Source organism: Rhizobium sp. NZLR8 (genome assembly GCF_019685025.1).
Lineage (GTDB): Bacteria > Pseudomonadota > Alphaproteobacteria > Rhizobiales > Rhizobiaceae > Rhizobium.
Genome location: NZ_JABDVY010000011.1, coordinates 164,627 through 184,504, shown reverse-complemented (window position 1 = coordinate 184,504; position 19,878 = coordinate 164,627). Strand labels below are relative to the sequence as shown.

The following is a 19,878-nucleotide window of genomic DNA, read 5'->3' as shown; positions in this document are numbered from 1 at the left end:
ACCCGCTTCCGCCGGGAGGGCCCTTTATCATTCCGCCGCCTCTTCCGCCTCTTCGGCGTGATCGGAGAGGAAGCCGCCGGACTGGCGGTTCCAGAGGTCGGCATAGATGCCGCGTCCTTCGACGAGTTCGGCATGCGAACCGGCCTCGACGATTCGGCCCTTGTCGAGCACGATCAGCCGGTCCATCTCCGTCAACGTCGACAGCCGGTGAGCGATCGCGATTACCGTCTTGCCCTCCATCAGGGCAAACAGGTTTTCCTGGATCGCCGCCTCGACTTCGGAATCGAGCGCCGAGGTCGCCTCGTCGAGCACCAGGATCGGCGCGTCCTTAAGGAAAACGCGGGCGATCGCGACGCGCTGCCGCTGGCCGCCGGAGAGCTTGACGCCGCGTTCGCCGACCTGAGCGTCAAGCCCCTCGCGGCCTTGCATGTCGACGAGCCCTTCGATGAACTCCCAGGCATTGGCGCGCTTGGCGGCCTCGATGATCTCGACGTCCGAGGCATCGGGACGGCCGTAGGCGATGTTGTCGCGGATCGAGCGATGCAGCAGCGAGGTATCCTGCGTCACCACGCCGATCAGCGAGCGCAGGCTTTCTTGCGAGACGCCGGCGATGTCCTGCCCGTCGATAGTGATGCGCCCCCTCTCCAGGTCGTAGAAGCGCAGCAACAGGTTCATCAGCGTCGTCTTGCCGGCGCCGGAGCGGCCGACGAGACCGACCTTCTCGCCCGCCTTGATGTCGAGTGACAGGTTGTCGATGACACCCTTGCTCTTGCCGTAGTGGAAGCGGATGCGGTCGTAGTGGATCGCGCCCTTCTTCGCCGTCAAACTGGGAGCGCCCGGCTTGTCGACGATGTCGTGCTGTTTGCTCATCATCTCCATGCCGTCATAGACCGTGCCGATATTCTCGAACAGCGCCGAGACTTCCCACATGATCCATTGCGACATACCGTTGACGCGCATCGCAAGTCCGATGGCGATGGCGATGGCTCCGACCGAGATCGCGCCGTTCAGCCAGAACCAGATCGACAGACCGGAGATGACGAAGAGCGCGACACAGTTGTTCAGATAGACGCTGATGTGGAAGAGTGTCACCTTGCGCATCTGCTTGTGCACGGTCTGCAGGAACTCGTCCATGCCCTCCTTGGCATAGACCTCCTCGCGGCCGGCATGCGAAAACAGCTTGACGGTGGCGATATTCGTATAGCTGTCGACCACGCGCCCCGTCATCATCGAGCGCGCATCCGCCTGCGTCGCAGCGATCTTGCGAAGCCGCGGCACGAAATAGGCGACGATGCCGATGTAGACGGCGAGCCAGACGAGGATCGGGATCATCAGCCGCCAGTCTGCCGCCGCAATGACGATGATCATCGTCAGGAAGTAGGTCACAACGTAGACGAAGACGTCGAGGATCTTCATCACCGTTTCGCGCACGGCAAGCGAGGTCTGCATGACCTTGGTCGCCACGCGCCCGGCAAACTCATTGGCGAAGAACGTCATGCTGTGGCGCAGCAGGAAGCGGTGCATCTGCCAGCGTGCAATCATCGGATAGTTACCGAGCATCATCTGATGCATGATCAGAGAATCGAGCCCCGCCGTCAGCGGCAGACCGATCAGCACCAGCGCCGCCATCCAGAAAAGCTTGTGGCCCTCCCTGTCCAGGAAGTTGGCGCGATCGGCATTGGTCAGCCAGTCGACGATGTCGCCGAGGAACTGGAAGAGCGCCACTTCGCCGACGGCGATCAGCGCGGTCAACAGGGCCATCAGTCCGAGCCATGGCGCCGCCGGTTTGCTGTAGTGCCAGCAAAAGGCAAAGAGACCCTTCGGCGGAGCAACGGGCTCCTCGCTTGGAAAGGGATTGAGTCGCTGTTCGAACCAGCCAAACATGAAATTGCTCCGAAACGTCAGCGTTCCGGCTCCCGGCTTCGCGCCATCCCAGCGCATGCAAGCACATATGGGAACCGAACGTTCAAGGGGCGAGGCTGAAACAGCCGCACAATGGATCAAAAAGAGGGATTCAAGAAGAAATGCGCCCTAGCGGCGCCGCGTCGCCTTGGACGGCATCACGGCGGGAAAGCGCATATCGAGCAAAATATTCATGACGGCCCTCCCTGCTGGCGACTGAAGACATGCATGGATAACGCGAAAATCGCGAAATTTCCAGCCCAATAATGGCGCAAATTGAACGTTTCCGGGCCAAACTGCGCCCTGTTGCGCCGAAAGCAAGGTTGCATTAGGCCTCTCGCGTGGAAACGGAAACCAAAAAGCGGGCATGATGACGGACCTGAGATTGGCACTCTATCAGCCAGATATTCCCGGCAATACCGGCACGATCCTGCGCCTTGCAGCCTGCCTGGGCTTCGCGGTCGATCTGATCGAGCCCGCCGGCTTCGACGTCTCCGACCGCAACCTGAAACGATCAGGCATGGATTACATCGCCACAGCTAGCCTCACCCGACATATCAGCTGGGACCGCTTCGAGGCGTGGCGTCTGACCACCGGCCGCCGCCTAATCCTTGCCTCGACCAAGGCTGCGGACCGCTACACCGATCTTGCCTTTTGCCCCGACGATATCCTGCTTTTCGGCCGCGAAAGCGCCGGCGTGCCGGATCAGGTCCATGAGAGGGCCGATGCCCGCATCCTGATCCCGATGGTCGAAGGCCAGCGCTCGATCAACGTCGCCGTCTCGGCTGCAATGATCGTCGGCGAAGCGATGCGCCAGACGGTCTGGGCCTGACCGCTGCTGGCGCGCGCAGAGCAAAGGCCCGCAGAATTGCGGATCCGCTGATGAATATGTCGCAAAATAGCGTTGTCTATCCGTCAAACCGGCGTATATTTATTAGCCGAGCAATCAAAAATACTGCGTAGCCTCCATGATTCCAATGGGTTGGACGCCATATGAGGAAAGCACCACTTCTCCAGGCTGTGAAAGAAGAATAAAAACAAGAAATGGATTCCACAATCATCATGATCAACCTGTTCGGTGCCGTGGCCTTGCTGCTGTTCGGCCTCGCGCAGGTGAAGGACGGCGTGTCCAGGGCCTTCGGCGCACGACTGAGAACAGGGCTGGCGAGCGGCACGCGCGGTGGCTTCCGCTCCTTCCTGTCGGGGCTGGTAGCGACCATCGCGCTGCAGAGTTCGACGGCAACGGCGCTGATGACCGCATCCTTCGTCGAACGTGACCTGATCAAGCCGCGCATGGCGCAGATCGTCCTGCTCGGCGCCAATGTCGGCACCGCGATCACCGCCTGGATCGTCGCAACCGGCATCGAATGGCTCTCTCCGCTGCTGATCCTGACCGGCATCGTGCTTTACCGTGGCCGCTCCAGCGCCCGCCAGGGCGGTGGCGCGGCGCTGATCGGCATCGGTCTGATGCTGCTGTCGCTGCATTTGCTCGGCCTCGCCACGGAGCCGATGCGCGCCTCTCCGGCTCTCGCCGCCTTCATCGGCCTGCTGGACGGCGCTCTGCCCGTGGCGCTGCTCTTTTCAGCAGGCCTTGCCTTCCTCTCCTCGTCGAGCCTGGCTGTGGTGGTGCTTATCCTGTCGCTCGCCTCGGCGGGCCTGGTCTCGGCTGAACTCGTCATCGTGCTCGTGCTCGGCGCCAATCTCGGCGGCGCGATCCCACCTGTCATCGCGACATTGTCCGGCCCGGTGTCGGCGCGGCGCGTCACTCTCGGCAATCTCGCGGTGCGCGCGCTCGGCTGCTTCATCGCCCTGCCGCTGGCGGGCTATGGCGCCGAACTCATCCAGATGCTGCCCTTCGGTCCGGCCAAGCTGCCGGTCGACGCGCATCTCGCCTTCAACCTTCTGCTCGCAGCACTCGCCTGGCCGTTCTCCCGGCCGCTCGCCACCCTGATGGCTCGGCTGGTGCCGGATCAGCCGGAGCCTGACAACGCACCGAAATATCTCGATGCGCAGGAGCTTTCGACACCCGTCATTGCCCTTGCGAGCGCCACCCGCGAAGTGCTCGGCGTCGGCGACATCATCGAGCGCATGCTGGTTAGGGTCTCCGAAGCCTTCGAGCAGAATGATGCCAGCAAACTTGCCGAAATCCCGGCTCTCGAAGAGCGCGTCGACCGGCTGCAGCAGGAAGTGAAGATCTATCTCTCGAAGCTCGGCCGCGACGGACTCACCGACGAGAACGCCCGCCGTTCGATCGTCGTCATCGATTATGCGATCAATCTCGAACATATGGGCGACATCATCGAGAAGGGCTTGCGGGAGCAGGTGGCGAAGAAGATCTCGCTTGGCCTGAAATTCTCCGATGACGGTCATCAGGAACTGCGCAAGCTGTTCGACCTGACGATCGACAATCTGCGGGTCGCCCAGACGATCTTCGTCACCCGCGATTTCAATCTCGCGCGGCAGATGATGGAGATAAAGGTTGAGGTGCGCCGGATGGAGAAGCAGTCGGCCGAGCGCCATCTCGAACGCCTGCGCGACGGCCGCGCCGACAGCCTGCAGACCAGCTCGCTGCATCTCGACATGCTGCGCGACCTGAAGCGGGTCAACGCCCACATTGTCTCTGTGGCGCATCCGATCATGGACGAGAGTGGCCTGCTGATTGAAAGCCGTGTTCGGCCCGCCGCGGAGTGAGGATCAGTCTGCCGAAGGCAGGCGGCGCATGGTGAATTCGATCTGGTCGCCGTCGAGCTGGCGCCAGCTCTCCACCTCTGTCCAGTAGGCGGCTTTCGGATATTCGTCGAACCATTCCCGCGCCTTGGCGCGTGCGTCGATCAGGGCGAGGCAATATGTCTCACGCACGAAGTGGTCTTTCCTGCGGGAAGAAGTTTCCGCCCGATGTCTCGCTATCCTGCGCTTCAGGCCGTCGAAGGACGGAGGTCCTGGAACTTTTTTCATCAAACCTACCTCTTCAGAAAAGGTAGTATCGAAATTCGGGATTTGCGAGTCGAATCTTGGAAGCGCTTGGCGGTCCTTGCTTGGCTTGGCGAGATGCGGCGCCACCTGCTAAACGGGGCGGGTAATCGAGAATAAGCGAGTCGCTTCCTATGGAGATGCCGACCGCCGGAGGCGCGAATGGAAAGACCGGAACTGCCGATCGGCTTGCCTGAAGATATCGAAGAGAAGAAGGCGGCCGCCCGCAACTGGTTCGAAGGACTGCGCGATACGATCTGCGCCTCCTTCGAAACCCTTGAAGACGAGTTGGAAGGTCCGCTCTCCGATCAGGAGCCCGGCCGCTTCGTCGCCAAGGATTGGTGGCGCGAAAACGGCGGCGGCGGCCGCATGTCGATGATGGAGGGCCGTGTCTTCGAGAAGGTCGGCGTTCACACCTCCACCGTCCACGGCGAGTTCTCTCCGGACTTCCGGGCGCAGATACCTGGCGCCAAGGACGATCCGCGTTTCTGGGCCTCGGGCATTTCGCTGATTGCCCATCCCGTCAATCCCAACGTCCCGGCCGTGCATATGAACACCCGCATGGTGGTCACCACCAGCCGCTGGTTCGGCGGTGGCGCCGATCTGACGCCGGTGCTGTCGCGCCGCCGCACCCAGGAGGACGAGGATAGCCAGCTCTTCCACAAGGCCATGGAGATCGCCTGCCGCAATCATGCCGTCGCCGATTACGATGCCTATAAGGCCTGGTGCGACGAATATTTCTTCCTGAAACACCGCAGCGAGGCCCGCGGCATTGGCGGCATCTTCTACGACTGGCTGCATTCGAGCGAGGACGCTGGCGGCTGGGACGCCGATTTCGCCTTCACGCGCGATATCGGCCGGGCCTTCGCCATGGTCTATCCGAAGATCGTCCGCACCAACTTCAATAAATTGTGGACGGAGGCTGACCGCGACGAACAATTGATCCGCCGGGGCCGCTACGTCGAATTCAATCTGCTGTATGATCGCGGCACGATCTTCGGCCTGAAGACCGGCGGCAACGTTGAATCCATTCTCTCATCGTTGCCCCCCGTCGTCCGTTGGCCATGACACTGTGATACTCATCGATAAATTCGAGGTGATGGGCCTTCACGAAAATTAAGCGTGTCCTAACTTTATATGTATGTGCGTAACAATCGGAGGAGGATTGTCATGACGATACAAAGTGGCTCGCCTGCGTCCACGGATGTCCAGGAAACATCCCGCACGATCGACACGTCCGAGTTTCTGACGCGCATCGCCGAGAAATTGCGGACCAAGAGCGGCTCAGATCTGCCGCTGTCCTGCTTCATCGAGCAGGTCAAGCTGCAATTGGCTGGCGGGAAGTCGCCGGAACAGCTGCAGAACGAAGCAGCCGCCGCCAACAGCAACCTGCCCGGCCAGCTTTCGGATACCTACAAAGCCTGGGCGATGCCCGACTGACATTGCCTTTACCGGCCGGCATATCTATGCCGGCCGGAACCTTCCCTCCCCCCGCACATTCATAAATCGCGTGAGATCGCGAGCGTCTTTGTGTTTTGAACAGAGGAGAAGACCATGCGACTTTTCGAATGCGGCACTCTCGTCCCGGGCTGCGCCTGGCATACACGGGCAGACAGCGACGCCGAGGTGGTCCGCCGCGCCGTCGAGCACCTGAAAAACGCTCACGGCGAAACCACGATCCGCGAGAACATGGTGGACAATATCAAGTTTCGCATTCGTGATGAGGTGAATGCAGCCTGATTATTGCACCTGTTCCAGTAGCCGGGCGAGCAGCGCCGCCCGGTCGGAAACGAAGTTTTCCTCCACCCACTGGTTTTCCAGGCCGGCAAGCAACTCGCCGACGCGCGGGCCGGACGCGATGCCGACCGACATCACGTCGCCGCCGTTCAGCGGAAATTGCGGCTTCTTCCAGTTCGCGGCCTGATCCAAGAGCTTGATGAGCCGCGCCGACCGCGCCATTTCCTCGAAATCCCCTTCAGCCTTGCCGCGCGCAACGCCGAGCGCCAGCTTGAGCCGCGTCATGATGCCGTCGGCTCCGTTGCGGTAAAGCAGCCGTTCGAAGGCGGCCGACGACATGCCGTCATTGGCGGGCGCGGCCATTGCCCAGGCCTTGAGGGTAGCAGCTTCCGCATTCGAGAGCTTAAGCCGGACTGCCAGCGCCTCGAGCCGCGCCGCATCGGGCGGCACGATCGCCGCAAGCCGTAGCAGCGGATCGGGCGTCCAGCCGAGCGCCTTTTCGGTGGCGACCAGCGAAGGGATGGCATCGATCCCCCATAGTTCCGATTCCGGCAGGATTTCCGTCAGCACTGCCACCTGCCGCATCCAGAGCAGCGCTCTGCCTGGATCGGCAGCACCGAGCAGCTTCCGCAGTTCCGACCAGACGCGTTCTGCCGAAAGCGTCTTCAGTTTCGACCGCGCCGCCGCACACGCCTTCAGCCCCTCGGCATCCGGCCGTCCGGAGCCGTAATAGGCAAAGAAGCGGAAGAACCGCAGGATGCGCAGATGATCCTCGGCAATACGCTTTGCCGCATCGCCGATGAAGCGGATGTTGCGCCTCTCGATATCGGCAAGCCCGCCGACCAGATCCACCACCTCGCCCCTAGCATCGGCATAAAGCGCGTTGATCGTCAGATCCCGCCGTTCGGCATCTGCCTTCCAGTCGGTGCTGAAGGCAACCTCGGCATGGCGCCCGTCGGTCTCGACGTCGGTGCGAAGCGTCGTCACCTCGAAGGGCTTGCCGTCGATGACGAGCGTCACCGTTCCGTGCTGCAGGCCCGTCGGCACCGCCTTGATGCCGGCCTCGGCCGCCCGCTCCATCACCGCCTCCGGCCTGAGTGTCGTGGCGATGTCGATATCGCTGACCGGCAGATCCATCAGGCTGTTGCGCACGGCGCCGCCGACGATCCGCGCTTCGCCGTCGTCGGCCCCACCGTCGCCGTTGAGAAGTGCCAGGATCCGGCCGAGAGCCGGGTCGCGGAACCATGCTTGGTCGGCAAGACCGGTCATGCATAAAGCCTTTCGTAAAGCGTGCGGACGATGCCGGCTGTGATGCCCCAGATCATTCTGGTTTCATAGGGCACGCGGTAGAAATGCCGGTCGATGCCGTCGATGACACGCCGGTCGCGGGTATGATTGGCCGGGTCCATCAGGAAGGAAAGCGGCACCTCGAACACGTCGTCCACCTCGGTTGGGTTCAACGTCAGCGCGAAGCCAGGCGTGACGACGCCGAGCACCGGCGTGATGCGGAAGCCTGTCGAGGCAAGATAATTCGGCAGCCGCCCGACGGTCTCGACGAAGGAGCCGGGGAGACCGATCTCCTCCTCCGTCTCGCGGATCGCCGCCATTTCCGGTGAGATATCGGCAGGATCGATCGAGCCGCCGGGAAAGGCGATCTGCCCGGAATGCTTGCGCAGCGTCGCCGTGCGCTTGGTGAAGATCACCTGCGCCTCCTCACCGTCGTCGACGACGGGCACGAGCACGGCGGCGTCGCGCAGCTTGAAGGTCTCGACCTCGGCCACGATATCGGGATTGAGGATGTGGTCCCCGTGATCACGCCAGGCATGATCGACCGGCCCGCCATTCTGGTTGAGCGCGCGGCGGCGGAATTCGGCCGCTGAGAACAGCGGATAACGGTGGGTGATCGCATCATTCATCGGCAAAGAGCATCCAGTTCGTCGGCCGGCATGACCGGGAAGACCTCGCCGCCGGAGCGGATCGCAAACATCGCCCGCCCCTCCGCGTCGAAAATCTCGCCCAGCGCGACCAGTTCATACATCACCGCACGCGACACCAGCGCCTCCAGCCGCCCGCGCACATGCAGATAGGGTTTTAGTTCGGCATTCTCGCCCGCAATGGCAAAGCGCAGCCGATGCTCTCCTCCCGCCTCCACGACATCGCCGACATTGGTGCGGAAGGTCAGCACCTGTCGGCCTTGCTCCTCCGTCACGCTCATCTCAACGGCGATGAACGGAGCGTCGACGACCCTTATCCCGACCTTTTCCACAGGAGTTACGAGATAGGTCTTCTGGTCGTCATCCTTCCTCAAAACCGTCGAAAACAGCCGCACCAGCGCTGGCCGGCCGATCGGCGTGCCCATGTAGAACCAGGTGCCATCGGCCCTGATCTCCATATCGATGTCACCGCAGAAAGGCGGATTCCACCGCTCGACTGGCGGTAACCCACGTTTTTTTCCGCCGCTTTCATCAGACGCGCGCGAAATTAGCGCAGCAAGTCCCGCCGCATCCGCCTGTCCGCTGATTTCCTCGGCTGCCATTCTTCCGTCCCGGTTTGTCCTTAACGAAGTGATGTCACGAGATAGTCATTCGCAACGAACTTGTCAGCCCGTCACATCTCCATAACTCTATCGGGTATGAGGCACATGTATAAGTCCGCCGATTCGCTGCCGAATGATTTCAGCCGTTGGAGATGCCCATGAGTATGATGAAGACCGAAGCCAGCCTCGATGAAAAGGCGATCGTCGCCGCTGCCGAAAAGGCGCTCTCCGATATCGCCGCCATCCGCGGAGAAGTCTCGAAGGTGATCTTCGGTCAAGAAAGCGTCGTCGAGAACACCATTCTCGCCGTGCTGTCCGGCGGTCATGCTCTGCTCGTCGGCGTTCCCGGCCTTGCCAAGACCAGACTGGTAACGACGCTCGGCGAAGTGCTCGGCCTCGCCGCCAATCGCATTCAGTTCACCCCGGACCTGATGCCCTCGGATATTCTCGGATCCGAGGTGATGGACCAGGACGACAGTGGACGCCGCTCTTTCCGCTTCGTCAAGGGCCCTGTTTTCGCTCAGCTGCTGATGGCCGACGAGATCAACCGCGCCTCGCCGCGGACCCAGTCGGCCCTTCTGCAATCGATGCAGGAATATCACATCACCATCGCCGGCCAGCGATATGACCTGCCGGCCCCCTTCCATGTGCTCGCCACCCAGAACCCGCTCGAGCAGGAAGGCACCTATCCCCTGCCCGAAGCCCAGCTCGACCGCTTCCTGCTGCAGGTCGACGTCAACTATCCCGAACTCGCCGCCGAGCGCCAGATCCTGCTCGAGACGACGGGCTTAGGAGAAACCCGGCCGGAAGCCGTCATTAACGCGCAGCGGCTGATCGAAATTCAGGCCCTGGTGCGTCAGATGCCGGTAAGCGACACGGTCGTCGATGCCATCCTGGCGCTGGTGCGTTCTGCCCGTCCCGGACACGGCAATGCCTCGACCGACAAGAACGTCGCCTGGGGTCCGGGCCCTCGCGCCGGCCAGGCGATGATGCTCTGCGCCCGCGCCCGGGCGCTCTACGAAGGTCGTCTCGCGCCCTCGCTCGACGATATCTTTGCGCTCGCCGAACCAATTCTCCAGCACCGCATGGCGTTGACTTTCGCTGCCCGCGCCGAAGGCATGTCGGTGCGCGACGTCATCGCCGGACTGGTCAAGCAGGCAAAGGGATAAGGAAGCCGGACGCGTGGCATCTATCGGACAGATCGTCAACCCGACACCCGGCAGCGATGCCCTTTCCCGCGCCAGGCAGCGGGCCGCCCTGGTGCCGGACTGCCTGGTGGAAGCCAAGCGCATCGCCAACACGGTGATCGCCGGCTGGCATGGCCGTCGCAAACGCGGCATCGGCGAGAATTTCTGGCAGTTCCGTCCCTATGCCGAGGGCGAAAGCCTGTCGCGCATCGATTGGCGCCGCTCCGCCCGCGACGACCATACCTATGTGCGCGAGCGCGAATGGGAGGCGGCCCACACCATCTGGCTCTGGTGCGACATGTCGCCCTCGATGATGTACAAGTCGAGCTATGGCAGCGTCTCCAAGGAAAGCCGCGCGCTGGTCGTCATGCTGGCGCTGGCTGAAATCCTTGCCCGCTCCGGCGAGCGCATCGGCTGCCCCGGCATCATGGAACCCGCCTCCGCCCGCAACGCCGCCGAGCGCCTTGCGGCTGCGCTCATGCATACGCCGCTGACCGGCGGCCTGCCGGAAACGGCGATGATCCGCGGCTGGAGTGACCTCGTCCTCATCGGCGATTTCCTCGATGATGCGCCGGCGATCATGGAACGCCTCGGCCCACTTGCCCGCCGCGGCCTGCGCGGCCACGTGGTCGAGATAGCAGATCCCGCCGAGGAGATATTCCCTTATAGCGGCCGCACCGAATTCACCGACCCGGAGAGCGGCGGCAAGCTTATCTCCGGCCGCGCCGAACACATCCGCGATGCCTATCGCAACGCCTACCTCGCCCGCAGGGACAGCCTCGGCCAGTCGCTGCGCCATCTCGGATGGACTTTTGCGACCCACCGCACCGATCATCTGGCGTCGGAGGCGCTGGTTGCGGTGCACATGTATCTGTCCGGCATGCCGGCCAAGGCAACGCATGGAGGGCAGCTATGACCGCCCTTCCCTTCGCTTTCGCCTTTCCCGCCATTCTCGGCGCACTCGTCGCCCTGCCCGTCATCTGGTGGCTGCTGCGGTTGACGCCCCCACGTCCGAAGACCGAGGTCTTCCCGCCGCTGAAGATCCTCGCCTCCGTGTTGAAGCGCGAGGAGACTCCGGCGCAGAGCCCGTGGTGGCTGACGCTGCTGCGCATGCTGCTCGCCGCCACCATCATCCTTGCGATCGCCGATCCGGTTTTCAATCCGCGCACCAGTTCGCTCGCATCCGGTGGCCCGCTCGTCCTCTTCGTCGACAACAGCTGGGCGGCGGCGCCCGACTGGGAGCGCCGCATCCAGACGGCTGACGCGCTGATAGACGACGCCGAATCCGCCGGCACACCCGTATCGATCGCCTTCACCGCCGATCCGACCAACGACGCCGTACCAGGTAGCGCCGCTGCCGCCCGCGACAAGCTGGGCGCTGCCGAGCCGCGACCGCTCGTGCCGGACCGCGAGCGCGCCTTCCAGGCGTTGCGCGCAGCGCTGAACGGCATCAAGCCCGGCACCCTCGCCTTCCTGGCCGACGGCGCCGCCGCCAGGGCCGACGACGCGACGGTGCGCAGGCTCGCCGAACTCCAGCCCGCCGATCTCCGCCTGATCGAAGGCGATGCTGCACGAACGGTCGCGATTACCGCGGCAAACAATGCGGCTGATGCCATGACCGTCAAGGTCACACGGCTCAACAGCTCGCATGCCGCATCCGTGGCGCTGAACGCCGTCGATACCCAGGGCCGCTCGATCGCCAACGGCAGGGTGGATTTCGCCCCAGGCCAGAGTGTCGCGACGAGTTCGATCACTGCACCCTTCGAGATGCGCAACGATTTCGCCCGCGTCAGCGTCGATAACGCCGCGACAGCAGGCGCCGTCCACCTTCTCGACGACGCATTCAGGCGCCGCCGCGTCGTTTTGCTGTCCGGTGGAGGTGGGGATGAATTTCAACCGCTGCTCTCGCCGCTCTATTATATCCAGCGGGCGCTGCAGCCTTACGCGGATCTGATCCAACCGGCCGATTCCGATCTTTCGATCGCCATTCCGAAACTTCTCGCCAGCAACCCCTCCATCATCATCATGGCCGATATCGGCCGGCTGCCCGAGGACACCTACGAACCTCTGACGCGTTGGATTTCGAATGGCGGTATGCTCCTGCGTTTCGCTGGCCCGCGCATGGCCGCAGCCCCTGCGGACGATCCGCTGATCCCCGTCATCCTGCGCCAGGGAGAACGGGCGCTGGGCGGCACATTGTCCTGGAGCGAGCCGCAGTCGCTTGCCGAATTTCCGAATTTCGGGCCTTTCGCAGGCATCGCGCGTCCCGCCGATGTCGTCGTTAAGCGGCAGGTCCTTGCCGAACCGACGCCCGATCTTGCCGAACGCACCTGGGCGAGCCTGGCTGACGGCACGCCCCTCGTCACGATGAAGCAGCTCGCCTCCGGACAGATCGTTCTGTTTCACGTCACTGCGGAAGCGACTTGGTCCGATCTGCCGATCTCGGGCACTTTCGTCGACATGCTGCGCCACCTCCTGCAGATATCGCGCTCGGGCGGCGTGACGTCGGAGGCGCGCGGCAATGCGCGTGTCGCTGAAACCCTGCCGCCATTCCGTATGCTGACGGCCAAGGGCACGCTCGTCTCCGAGACGGGTTCGGCGCGGCCGCTCATTCCACAGGCCGGAGCCGAATCGACGGCGAATTTCGACAATCCGCCCGGGCTCTATGGTTCGGAAGATGGTTTCACCTCGCTGAACGTCCTGCCCGAGAACACCGAACTGACGCCACTCGACACAACGGGAACCAGTGCCGTGCGCGAAGGCCTGATCGGCGGCGAAAGCTGGTCGGCAAAGCCCGCGTTTTTTCTCGCAGCCTTTCTGCTGCTGCTGGCCGATAGCCTGGTCGTCCTGTTCATGAATGGCGCCTTCTCGCGACTACGCCCGGCTACCCGCACAGCGGCGATGATCGCCATTGCGCTCAGTGCCGTCTTTCTCATCCAGCCCGGCACGCTTCATGCCAACGACTCCCAGCCCGGCGACGACCTCATCCTGCAAAGGCTCGACAACACGCACCTCGCCTATGTCGTCACCGGTGAACAGGACGTGGACGATATATCCGAGCGCGGTCTCGAGGGCCTCACCCAGTTCCTGACTTTCCGCACGACGCTGGAGCCGGCGCCGCCCGTGGGCATCGACCTCACCAAAGACGAGCTCGCCTTCTATCCGATCATCTACTGGCCGGTTTCGGCAACGGCGCCGATGCCGTCGACGGCGGCGATCAGCCGTATCGATGCCTATATGCGCAACGGCGGCACCGTGCTTTTCGATACCCGCGATCAGATCAGCGCATTGGACAATGGCGGCAATGTCAGCGCCAACGGCCAGAGGCTGCAGGCAATCCTCGCCAATCTCGACATTCCGCCGCTGGAACCGGTGCCCTCCGATCACGTGCTGACGAAGTCCTTCTATCTTTTGTCGAGCTTTCCCGGTCGTTACGCCGGCAGCCCGCTTTGGATCGAGGCTCGGCAGGGCGGCCGCGAAGCGACCGAAAAATCTGCTGCGATGGCCGACGGCGTTTCGCCGATCCTGATCACCGGCAATGATTTCGCCGGCGCCTGGGCAATCGACGACAGCGGCGTGCCGATGCTGCCGACCGTGCCGTCCGATGAAGCGCAGCGCGAATATGCCTACCGTGCCGGCGTCAACATCATGATGTACATGCTGACCGGCAACTACAAGACCGACCAGGTCCATGTTCCCGACCTTCTCGAACGGTTAGGACAATGAGATGACCTTCGACTTTTCGCCCTTCCTGCCTTGGCCGATTCTAGCCGCACTGGCCGCCGTCAGCGCCATCATCGCTGCCTTCGCGATCTGGCGCGGCATTCGCGGCGCCTGGATCAGAACACTGGCAGCTCTCGCCATGCTGGCCGCCCTTGCCAATCCTGTGCTGCTGCAGGAGGATAGGGATCAACTGTCGACGATCGTCCCGGTTCTCGTTGATCGAAGCCAGAGCCAGCAGACACCCGATCGCGTCAAGATGACCGACGATGCGCTTGCGGCCTTGAAGGGACAGCTCGCCCGCTTCCCCCAGATAGAGCCCCGCTTCGTCGACGTCGAAGGCGACGTCAATTCCGACGTACCGTCGACGCGCCTGTTCGACGCGCTGTCGGCAAACATCGCCGATGTTCCGCCTGCCCGCATTGGCGGCGCTATCATGCTGACCGACGGTGAAGTCCATGATGTTCCGGCCGCCAATCAGGCGCTCGGTTTCGATGCGCCTATCCATGGCCTCGTGACCGGCAAGGCCAACGAATTCGATCGCCGCATCGAAGTCATCAAGGGGCCGCGCTTCGGCATCGTCAACGAGGAGCAGCAGGTCGTTCTGCGCGTCTTCGACGACGGCCCAAGCCCCGGTGGCACGGCCAATGTCACGGTGAAGCTGAATGGTGACGAGATCGCCACCCTGCAGGCGACGCCCGGCCAGGATACGCCCTTTTCCTTCAAGGTGCCCGCCGGCGGCAGCAACGTGCTTGAATTCGCCGTTGCAGCGCTCCCCGGCGAGGTCACCACCGCCAACAACCGCGCCGTTCACGTCATCGACGGCATCCGCCAGAATCTTCGCGTCCTTCTCGTTTCCGGCGAGCCGCATGCCGGCGAGCGCGCCTGGCGTAACCTGCTGAAATCCGATGCCTCCGTCGACCTCGTCCACTTCACCATTCTGCGCCCGCCGGAAAAGCAGGACGGCACGCCGATCAACGAGCTATCGCTGATCGCCTTTCCGACGCGCGAACTCTTCGTCGACAAGATCAAGGATTTCGACCTGATCATCTTCGATCGCTACCAGCACCGCGGCGTGCTGCCGCTGCTCTATTACGATTACATCGCGCAATATGTCGAAAACGGCGGCGCGCTGCTGATCGCAGCCGGTCCCGAGCATGCCGGCCCGGATTCCATTGCACTGACGCCCCTTTCCTCGGTCCTGCCCGCGACGCCCACCGGAGAGATGATCGAGAAGGCCTTCTATCCCCGCCTCTCCGAGGAAGGCCGCAAGCATCCCGTCACCCGCGGCCTGGACGGCTCGGGCGAGGATCCGCCGCATTGGGGTCGCTGGTTCCGTAGCGTCGATGTCGACCGGCCGCAGGGGGAGACGATCATGCTGGGTGCCGACAACCACCCGCTGCTGGTGCTGAACCGCGCCGGACAGGGTCGCGTCGCCATGCTGCTTTCCGATCAGGGCTGGCTTTGGGCACGCGGCTTCGAAGGCGGCGGGCCGAACGTTTCGCTCTATCGCCGTATCGCCCATTGGCTGATGAAGGAGCCGGCGCTCGAGGAAGAAGCGCTGACGGCGCGCGCCTCCGGCCGGACACTTGAAGTCACCCGCCAGACGATCGGCGACAATCCGGGCAACGCCACCGTGCGTTATCCCTCAGGCAAGACTGAAACCCTGCCGCTCACCCAATCCGAACCGGGGCTCTACAAGGCCGAGAAGAGGATGGACGAAATCGGCCTCTTCGAAATCCGCAACGGCAGGCTGTCGACGCTCGTTCATATCGGCGCCGTCGACGCACCTGAATTCAAGGCGATGATCTCGACGACCGATGTGCTGAAGCCGGCCGCCGACAGAAGCAAGGGTCTCGTCACCCGCGTCGCTAACGAAAATGGCAGGATCACCGTCCCGCCGATCCTGCCGGTGCGCGGCCAAGTCCGCCTCGCCGACAACGATCGCATGATGATCCGCATGACCAGCGAAACGGTCTTGAAGGGCATCAACACGCTGCCGCTCTTTGCCGGTTTCGCCGGCGTCGGCATCCTGCTGCTAGCCTTCGGAACCATGTGGTGGCGCGAAGGGCGATAATCGCATGCCGGAATTCGAGCTGACCGCTTCACCCTCGCCGGAGGAACTGGCTGCGATCACCGATGCGCTCTCGGCCTTCAACACCAGCGATGTCGGCCCCTCCGATCGCCGGCCGCTCACCGTTCTCATCCGTGATACCGACGGCAAGGTGACCGGCGGCCTGTCGGGCTTCACCGCCTGGGGCTGGCTCTTCACCCAGATGCTCTATATTCCCGACACGCTGCGCGGCACCGGTCTCGCCGGCAAGATCCTTGCAAAGGCGGAAGAAGAGGCCAAGGCGCGCGGCTGCCGCGGCGCCTGGATCGACACCTTCAGCCCGCTGGCTCTCAGTGCCTATTTGCGTCAGGGTTATGAAGTCTTCGGCGAGCTCGAGGATTTCCCGGAAGGTCGTAACCGCAGCTTCCTCCGGAAAACCCTCTGATCATCCATGCCAGGCAATTGCGCCCTTCAGCCGTTCGTGTACGCCCTCAGCCATCGGAACGACGAGCACACGGCCGGGATCGACGGGTCCTGGAAAGGAAAGTGCATTATATGTGACCTTCTCGAAGCCGAGCGGGCCGTAATAGGGCGGATCGCCGACGAGGATCACGGCTTCCGAGCCCTTGCGTCTTGCCGCCTCCACCGCGATCCGCACCAGTTCGCGACCGATGCCCTGGTTCTTATGGGAGGGACGGACGGCAAGCGGGCCGAGAAGGTGACCCTTCACCGTGCCGGCCAGCACCGGCGTCATGCGCACCGAGGCGATCGTCTCGCCATTGTCGGTGCAGATGAAGGAGAGCGACAGATCATGCGGCCCCTGCTCACGGATGCGCGCGGCAGCGCGCGTGAAGCGGCCCGGACCGAAAGCTTCCTCATTGATGTGTTCGATGGCGGCGTCATGGGACGCGTCTTCGGTGAGGTAGACGAGATCGTGCTGGTACATGATGACAGAAACCGGATGGACAGATTGATGGGTCTCGAACACGCCTTGGGCGTTCGGGAGCATCAGCGTCGTCGCGGGTTTCTGGAAATGAACATCAGGCAAAGATCCTAAAATCGTGAAGTGGCCGATAGCAGGAAAAATTTCCGCCGTCCAACGCAAAATGCACGCTTCTGCGCTCGGAACTATGCAGTGCCCAAACCGCGTGACACACTGTTCAACCTTTACCGCCTGCAAAGCCCCGCTATCTCAGCTAACTTCGGCCCCGACACGCAACCAAAGGAAATGAAGATCATGGGAATGCTGGTGGACGGCGTCTGGCATGACATCTGGTACGACACGAAGGAAAGCAAGGGCCAATTCAAGCGGCAGCCCTCGCAGTTCCGCAACTGGGTGACATCGGACGGTGAGGCCGGCCCTTCCGGCAGCGGCGGCTTCAAGGCCGAAGCCGGGCGTTACCATCTCTATGTCTCGCTTGCCTGTCCCTGGGCGCACCGCACGCTGATCTTCCGCAAGCTAAAGAAGCTGGAGGAGCTGATTTCAGTCTCCGTCGTCGATCCGCTGATGCTCGAGAACGGCTGGGAATTCAAGATCGGCGACGGCGCCACCGGCGACCAGCTCTTCGGCGCCGACACCCTCTGGCAGATCTACCTCAAGGCCGATCCCCACTATTCCGGCCGCGTCACCGTTCCCGTGCTTTGGGACAAGACGACCGCCACGATCGTCAACAACGAATCGGCCGAGATCATCCGCATGTTCAACAGCGCCTTCGACGGACTGACAGGCTCGAAGGCCGATTTTTATCCGGACGACCTCCGCGCCGAAATCGATGCGCTGAACGCCACTGTCTACGACACCGTCAACAATGGCGTCTACAAGGCGGGCTTTGCCACCACTCAGGAAGCCTATGAGGAAAACGTCGGCAAGCTGTTCGAAACCCTCGACATGCTCGACGACCGCCTTGGCAACAGCCGCTACCTGTTCGGCAACAGGCAGACCGAGGCCGACTGGCGCCTGTTTACGACCCTGGTGCGCTTCGACCCCGTTTATGTCGGCCATTTCAAATGCAACATCCGCCGGATCGCCGATTACCGCAATCTGTCGGGCTACCTGCGCGATCTCTACCAGACGGCCGGCATTGCCGAAACGGTGAACCTGAAGCACATCAAAGAACACTATTACCGCAGCCACAAGACGATCAACCCGACCGGCATCGTTCCCGTCGGCCCGGCGCTTGATCTCGACAGCCCGCATGGCCGCGCTACTGCGCCGCGCGTCTTTTCAGACGCGCAAAGGACGCTCTAACATCTAGAATTGCTGCATACCGCGGCCTGAGGGACTCTTACCAGCGGTGGTCGGGCTCCTGCTCACCTCGAAGCTCGGCGAGGCGGCGATGTGTCGCCTCGGTCGTGCCCTCGGGCAGACTGTCGAGCGAAAAGAAGCCGCTGTCGGAGATCTCCCAGTCCGGTGAGCGTGGCGCCGTCTGCTCGACGCTCGCCCGGTAGAACACGACATGGTCCCGGCGGGTGTTGGTGGTGTTGAAATAGACCTGCACCAGCTGCGGCTTGCCGATGATCCTGAGGTTGCCCTCCTCGCGCAGCTCTTTCGCAAGCGCTTCTTCGACCGTCTCGTTGCGCTCCAGTCCGCCGCCCGGCATATGCCAACCGCCGACATAGCTGTGGCGCACGAGGAAAATCCGACCGTCCGCATCGAAGCACGCAGCCCTGACACCCATCGTCATGCCGCGGGCGAAGGAGAAATAGACATGCAGGAGGCGCAAGGCCAGCCTGATGTGAGGGGGCCGCTTCTCTTTATCCACCATCGCTCCGTTTCAGCTCTTCATCGCGCCGGATGTGTTTGATTTGTCAATAAGCTGGTCTATGTCTCGTAGCATGTTTAAGCTCGCGCATATTTCCGACGTCCACCTCGGGCCGTTGCCCAGTCTTTCCATTCAAGAGCTGTTTTCAAAACGCATAACAGGCTTTGTGAACTGGCATCGAAATCGACGCAAGCACCTTTTCGGCAGCACGCTGGATCTGCTGCTCGACGACATCCGCGCCCATCAGGCAGATCACCTGGCAGTCACCGGCGACCTCGTCAACCTGGCGAGCGGCATTGAGATTCGCGCCGCCGCTGCCTGGCTGCGCGCGCTCGGCGATCCCGCGAACACGTCAGTCGTTCCCGGCAATCATGACGCCTATGTGCCCGGCGCCTACGAGAAGTCGATGCGCGCCTGGTACGATTATGTCCGCGGCGATCTCGCCCCGCCGCAATGGCAGGAGGATCGCCATATCTTCCCTTATCTGCGCATCCGCGACAAAGTCGCGATCGTCGGCTGCTCGACAGCGGTCGCCACCCCTCCCTTTGCCGCCTCCGGCTTTTTCGGCGCGCGACAGGCCCGCGATACAGTCAACGTGCTGCGCGCGGCCGGCGAAGCCGGTCTCTTCCGCGTTGTCATGATCCATCATCCGCCGATCCGCGGCGCCACGGCCTTTTACAAACGAATGATCGGCATCCGCCGCTTCGCCGCCGTGATTTCGACGGGCGGCGCCGAACTCGTGCTGCATGGCCATACGCACCTGAACACGCTGCACTGGCTGCGCGGCCAGGTGCAGCCAGTGCCTGTCGTCGGCATCGCGTCAGCCTCGCAGGGCCCGGGCAGCATCAGGCCGCCTGCCGCCTACAACCTCTTCTCCATCGACGGCTCGCCCGGCGCCTGGGAGCTCAGCGGCGAGCGCTTCAGCCTCAACAGGGCCGGCGACGCGGTGATGTCGGAAAGCGCAGATATTTTCACGCGTTAGCGCCGGTTCCGGACTCCTTTTATCCAGCA

The 19,878-nt window shown here is 62.7% G+C and carries 19 protein-coding genes; 12 read left to right on the top strand and 7 right to left on the bottom strand.

The genetic code is table 11. From position 1 onward, the window contains the following. Positions 1–27: 27 nt before the first annotated feature. On the bottom strand, positions 28–1,884 hold the full coding sequence (locus HJB89_RS22945) for an ABC transporter ATP-binding protein (RefSeq protein ID WP_221150562.1): 1,857 nt from the start codon (positions 1,882–1,884) through the stop codon (positions 28–30). A gap of 388 nt (positions 1,885–2,272) precedes the next feature. On the opposite strand from HJB89_RS22945, the gene HJB89_RS22940 reads away from it, so the two are divergent. Together HJB89_RS22940 and HJB89_RS22935 are read left to right on the top strand one after the other, a co-directional pair. After that, on the top strand, positions 2,273–2,734 hold the full coding sequence (locus HJB89_RS22940; protein WP_207584349.1) for a tRNA (cytidine(34)-2'-O)-methyltransferase: 462 nt from the start codon (positions 2,273–2,275) through the stop codon (positions 2,732–2,734). 212 nt (positions 2,735–2,946) lie between these two features. Then, positions 2,947–4,593 (top strand): Na/Pi cotransporter family protein, encoded by a 1,647-nt coding sequence (locus HJB89_RS22935; protein ID WP_207581302.1) that lies wholly within the window; start codon positions 2,947–2,949, stop codon positions 4,591–4,593. Between the two features lie 3 nt (positions 4,594–4,596). On the opposite strand, the gene HJB89_RS22930 is transcribed toward HJB89_RS22935, so the two are convergent. Continuing rightward, positions 4,597–4,857, bottom strand: coding sequence for a hypothetical protein (locus HJB89_RS22930; protein WP_207581303.1), 261 nt, complete (start codon positions 4,855–4,857; stop codon positions 4,597–4,599). 177 nt (positions 4,858–5,034) lie between these two features. Between HJB89_RS22930 and hemF the strand changes: the two genes are divergently transcribed. The 3 genes from hemF (at position 5,035) to HJB89_RS22915 (ending at position 6,612) form a co-directional block, all read left to right on the top strand. Next, the gene (gene hemF / locus HJB89_RS22925; protein WP_207581304.1) at positions 5,035–5,940 is read left to right on the top strand and encodes an oxygen-dependent coproporphyrinogen oxidase; all 906 of its coding nucleotides are present in this window, start codon (positions 5,035–5,037) and stop codon (positions 5,938–5,940) included. 102 nt (positions 5,941–6,042) lie between these two features. After that, positions 6,043–6,312: a hypothetical protein gene (locus HJB89_RS22920; protein ID WP_207581305.1), complete on the top strand. Its 270-nt coding sequence runs from the start codon at positions 6,043–6,045 to the stop codon at positions 6,310–6,312. 114 nt (positions 6,313–6,426) lie between these two features. Continuing rightward, the gene (locus HJB89_RS22915) at positions 6,427–6,612 is read left to right on the top strand and encodes a DUF1059 domain-containing protein (RefSeq protein ID WP_221150561.1); all 186 of its coding nucleotides are present in this window, start codon (positions 6,427–6,429) and stop codon (positions 6,610–6,612) included. Here the strand turns inward: HJB89_RS22915 and HJB89_RS22910 are convergent, their stop codons facing one another. Genes HJB89_RS22910 through HJB89_RS22900 form a run of 3 tightly spaced genes read right to left on the bottom strand, consistent with a single transcriptional unit; the run spans position 6,613 to position 9,145 of the window. Then, entirely contained in the window at positions 6,613–7,878 is a 1,266-nt protein-coding gene (locus tag HJB89_RS22910) for a CCA tRNA nucleotidyltransferase (RefSeq protein WP_221150560.1), read from the bottom strand. Continuing rightward, complete coding sequence (locus tag HJB89_RS22905; RefSeq protein ID WP_207581308.1) at positions 7,875–8,525, bottom strand: CoA pyrophosphatase; 651 nt, start codon at positions 8,523–8,525, stop codon at positions 7,875–7,877. Before HJB89_RS22905 ends, HJB89_RS22910 begins: the two co-directional genes overlap by 4 nt. After that, positions 8,522–9,145, bottom strand: coding sequence for a DUF1285 domain-containing protein (locus tag HJB89_RS22900; RefSeq protein WP_207581309.1), 624 nt, complete (start codon positions 9,143–9,145; stop codon positions 8,522–8,524). Before HJB89_RS22900 ends, HJB89_RS22905 begins: the two co-directional genes overlap by 4 nt. Positions 9,146–9,303: 158 nt before the next feature. Between HJB89_RS22900 and HJB89_RS22895 the strand changes: the two genes are divergently transcribed. From HJB89_RS22895 to HJB89_RS22875, 5 genes are read left to right on the top strand one after another with little or no spacing between them, the layout of a single operon-like run. Next, complete coding sequence (locus HJB89_RS22895; RefSeq protein ID WP_221150559.1) at positions 9,304–10,314, top strand: MoxR family ATPase; 1,011 nt, start codon at positions 9,304–9,306, stop codon at positions 10,312–10,314. Between the two features lie 13 nt (positions 10,315–10,327). Beyond that, positions 10,328–11,248 carry a DUF58 domain-containing protein gene (locus tag HJB89_RS22890; protein ID WP_221150558.1) on the top strand — a complete coding sequence of 307 codons (921 nt, stop codon included), beginning with the start codon at positions 10,328–10,330 and terminating at the stop codon, positions 11,246–11,248. Next, the gene (locus HJB89_RS22885) at positions 11,245–14,058 is read left to right on the top strand and encodes a DUF4159 domain-containing protein (protein ID WP_221150557.1); all 2,814 of its coding nucleotides are present in this window, start codon (positions 11,245–11,247) and stop codon (positions 14,056–14,058) included. The genes HJB89_RS22890 and HJB89_RS22885 overlap by 4 nt, the downstream gene beginning before the upstream one ends. A gap of 1 nt (position 14,059) precedes the next feature. Next, complete coding sequence (locus tag HJB89_RS22880) at positions 14,060–16,129, top strand: hypothetical protein (RefSeq protein ID WP_221115863.1); 2,070 nt, start codon at positions 14,060–14,062, stop codon at positions 16,127–16,129. Between the two features lie 4 nt (positions 16,130–16,133). Beyond that, a complete protein-coding gene (locus tag HJB89_RS22875; protein WP_207581314.1) occupies positions 16,134–16,550 on the top strand; it encodes a GNAT family N-acetyltransferase in 417 nt (138 codons plus the stop codon). Here the strand turns inward: HJB89_RS22875 and HJB89_RS22870 are convergent, their stop codons facing one another. Further along, a complete protein-coding gene (locus tag HJB89_RS22870) occupies positions 16,551–17,114 on the bottom strand; it encodes a GNAT family N-acetyltransferase (protein WP_207581315.1) in 564 nt (187 codons plus the stop codon). A gap of 228 nt (positions 17,115–17,342) precedes the next feature. On the opposite strand from HJB89_RS22870, the gene HJB89_RS22865 reads away from it, so the two are divergent. Then, entirely contained in the window at positions 17,343–18,353 is a 1,011-nt protein-coding gene (locus tag HJB89_RS22865; protein ID WP_221115865.1) for a glutathione S-transferase family protein, read from the top strand. Between the two features lie 37 nt (positions 18,354–18,390). Here the strand turns inward: HJB89_RS22865 and HJB89_RS22860 are convergent, their stop codons facing one another. Further along, positions 18,391–18,870, bottom strand: coding sequence for an NUDIX domain-containing protein (locus HJB89_RS22860; protein ID WP_221132496.1), 480 nt, complete (start codon positions 18,868–18,870; stop codon positions 18,391–18,393). 70 nt (positions 18,871–18,940) lie between these two features. Between HJB89_RS22860 and HJB89_RS22855 the strand changes: the two genes are divergently transcribed. Further along, positions 18,941–19,849 carry a metallophosphoesterase gene (locus HJB89_RS22855; protein WP_221115866.1) on the top strand — a complete coding sequence of 303 codons (909 nt, stop codon included), beginning with the start codon at positions 18,941–18,943 and terminating at the stop codon, positions 19,847–19,849. Positions 19,850–19,878: the final 29 nt, after the last annotated feature.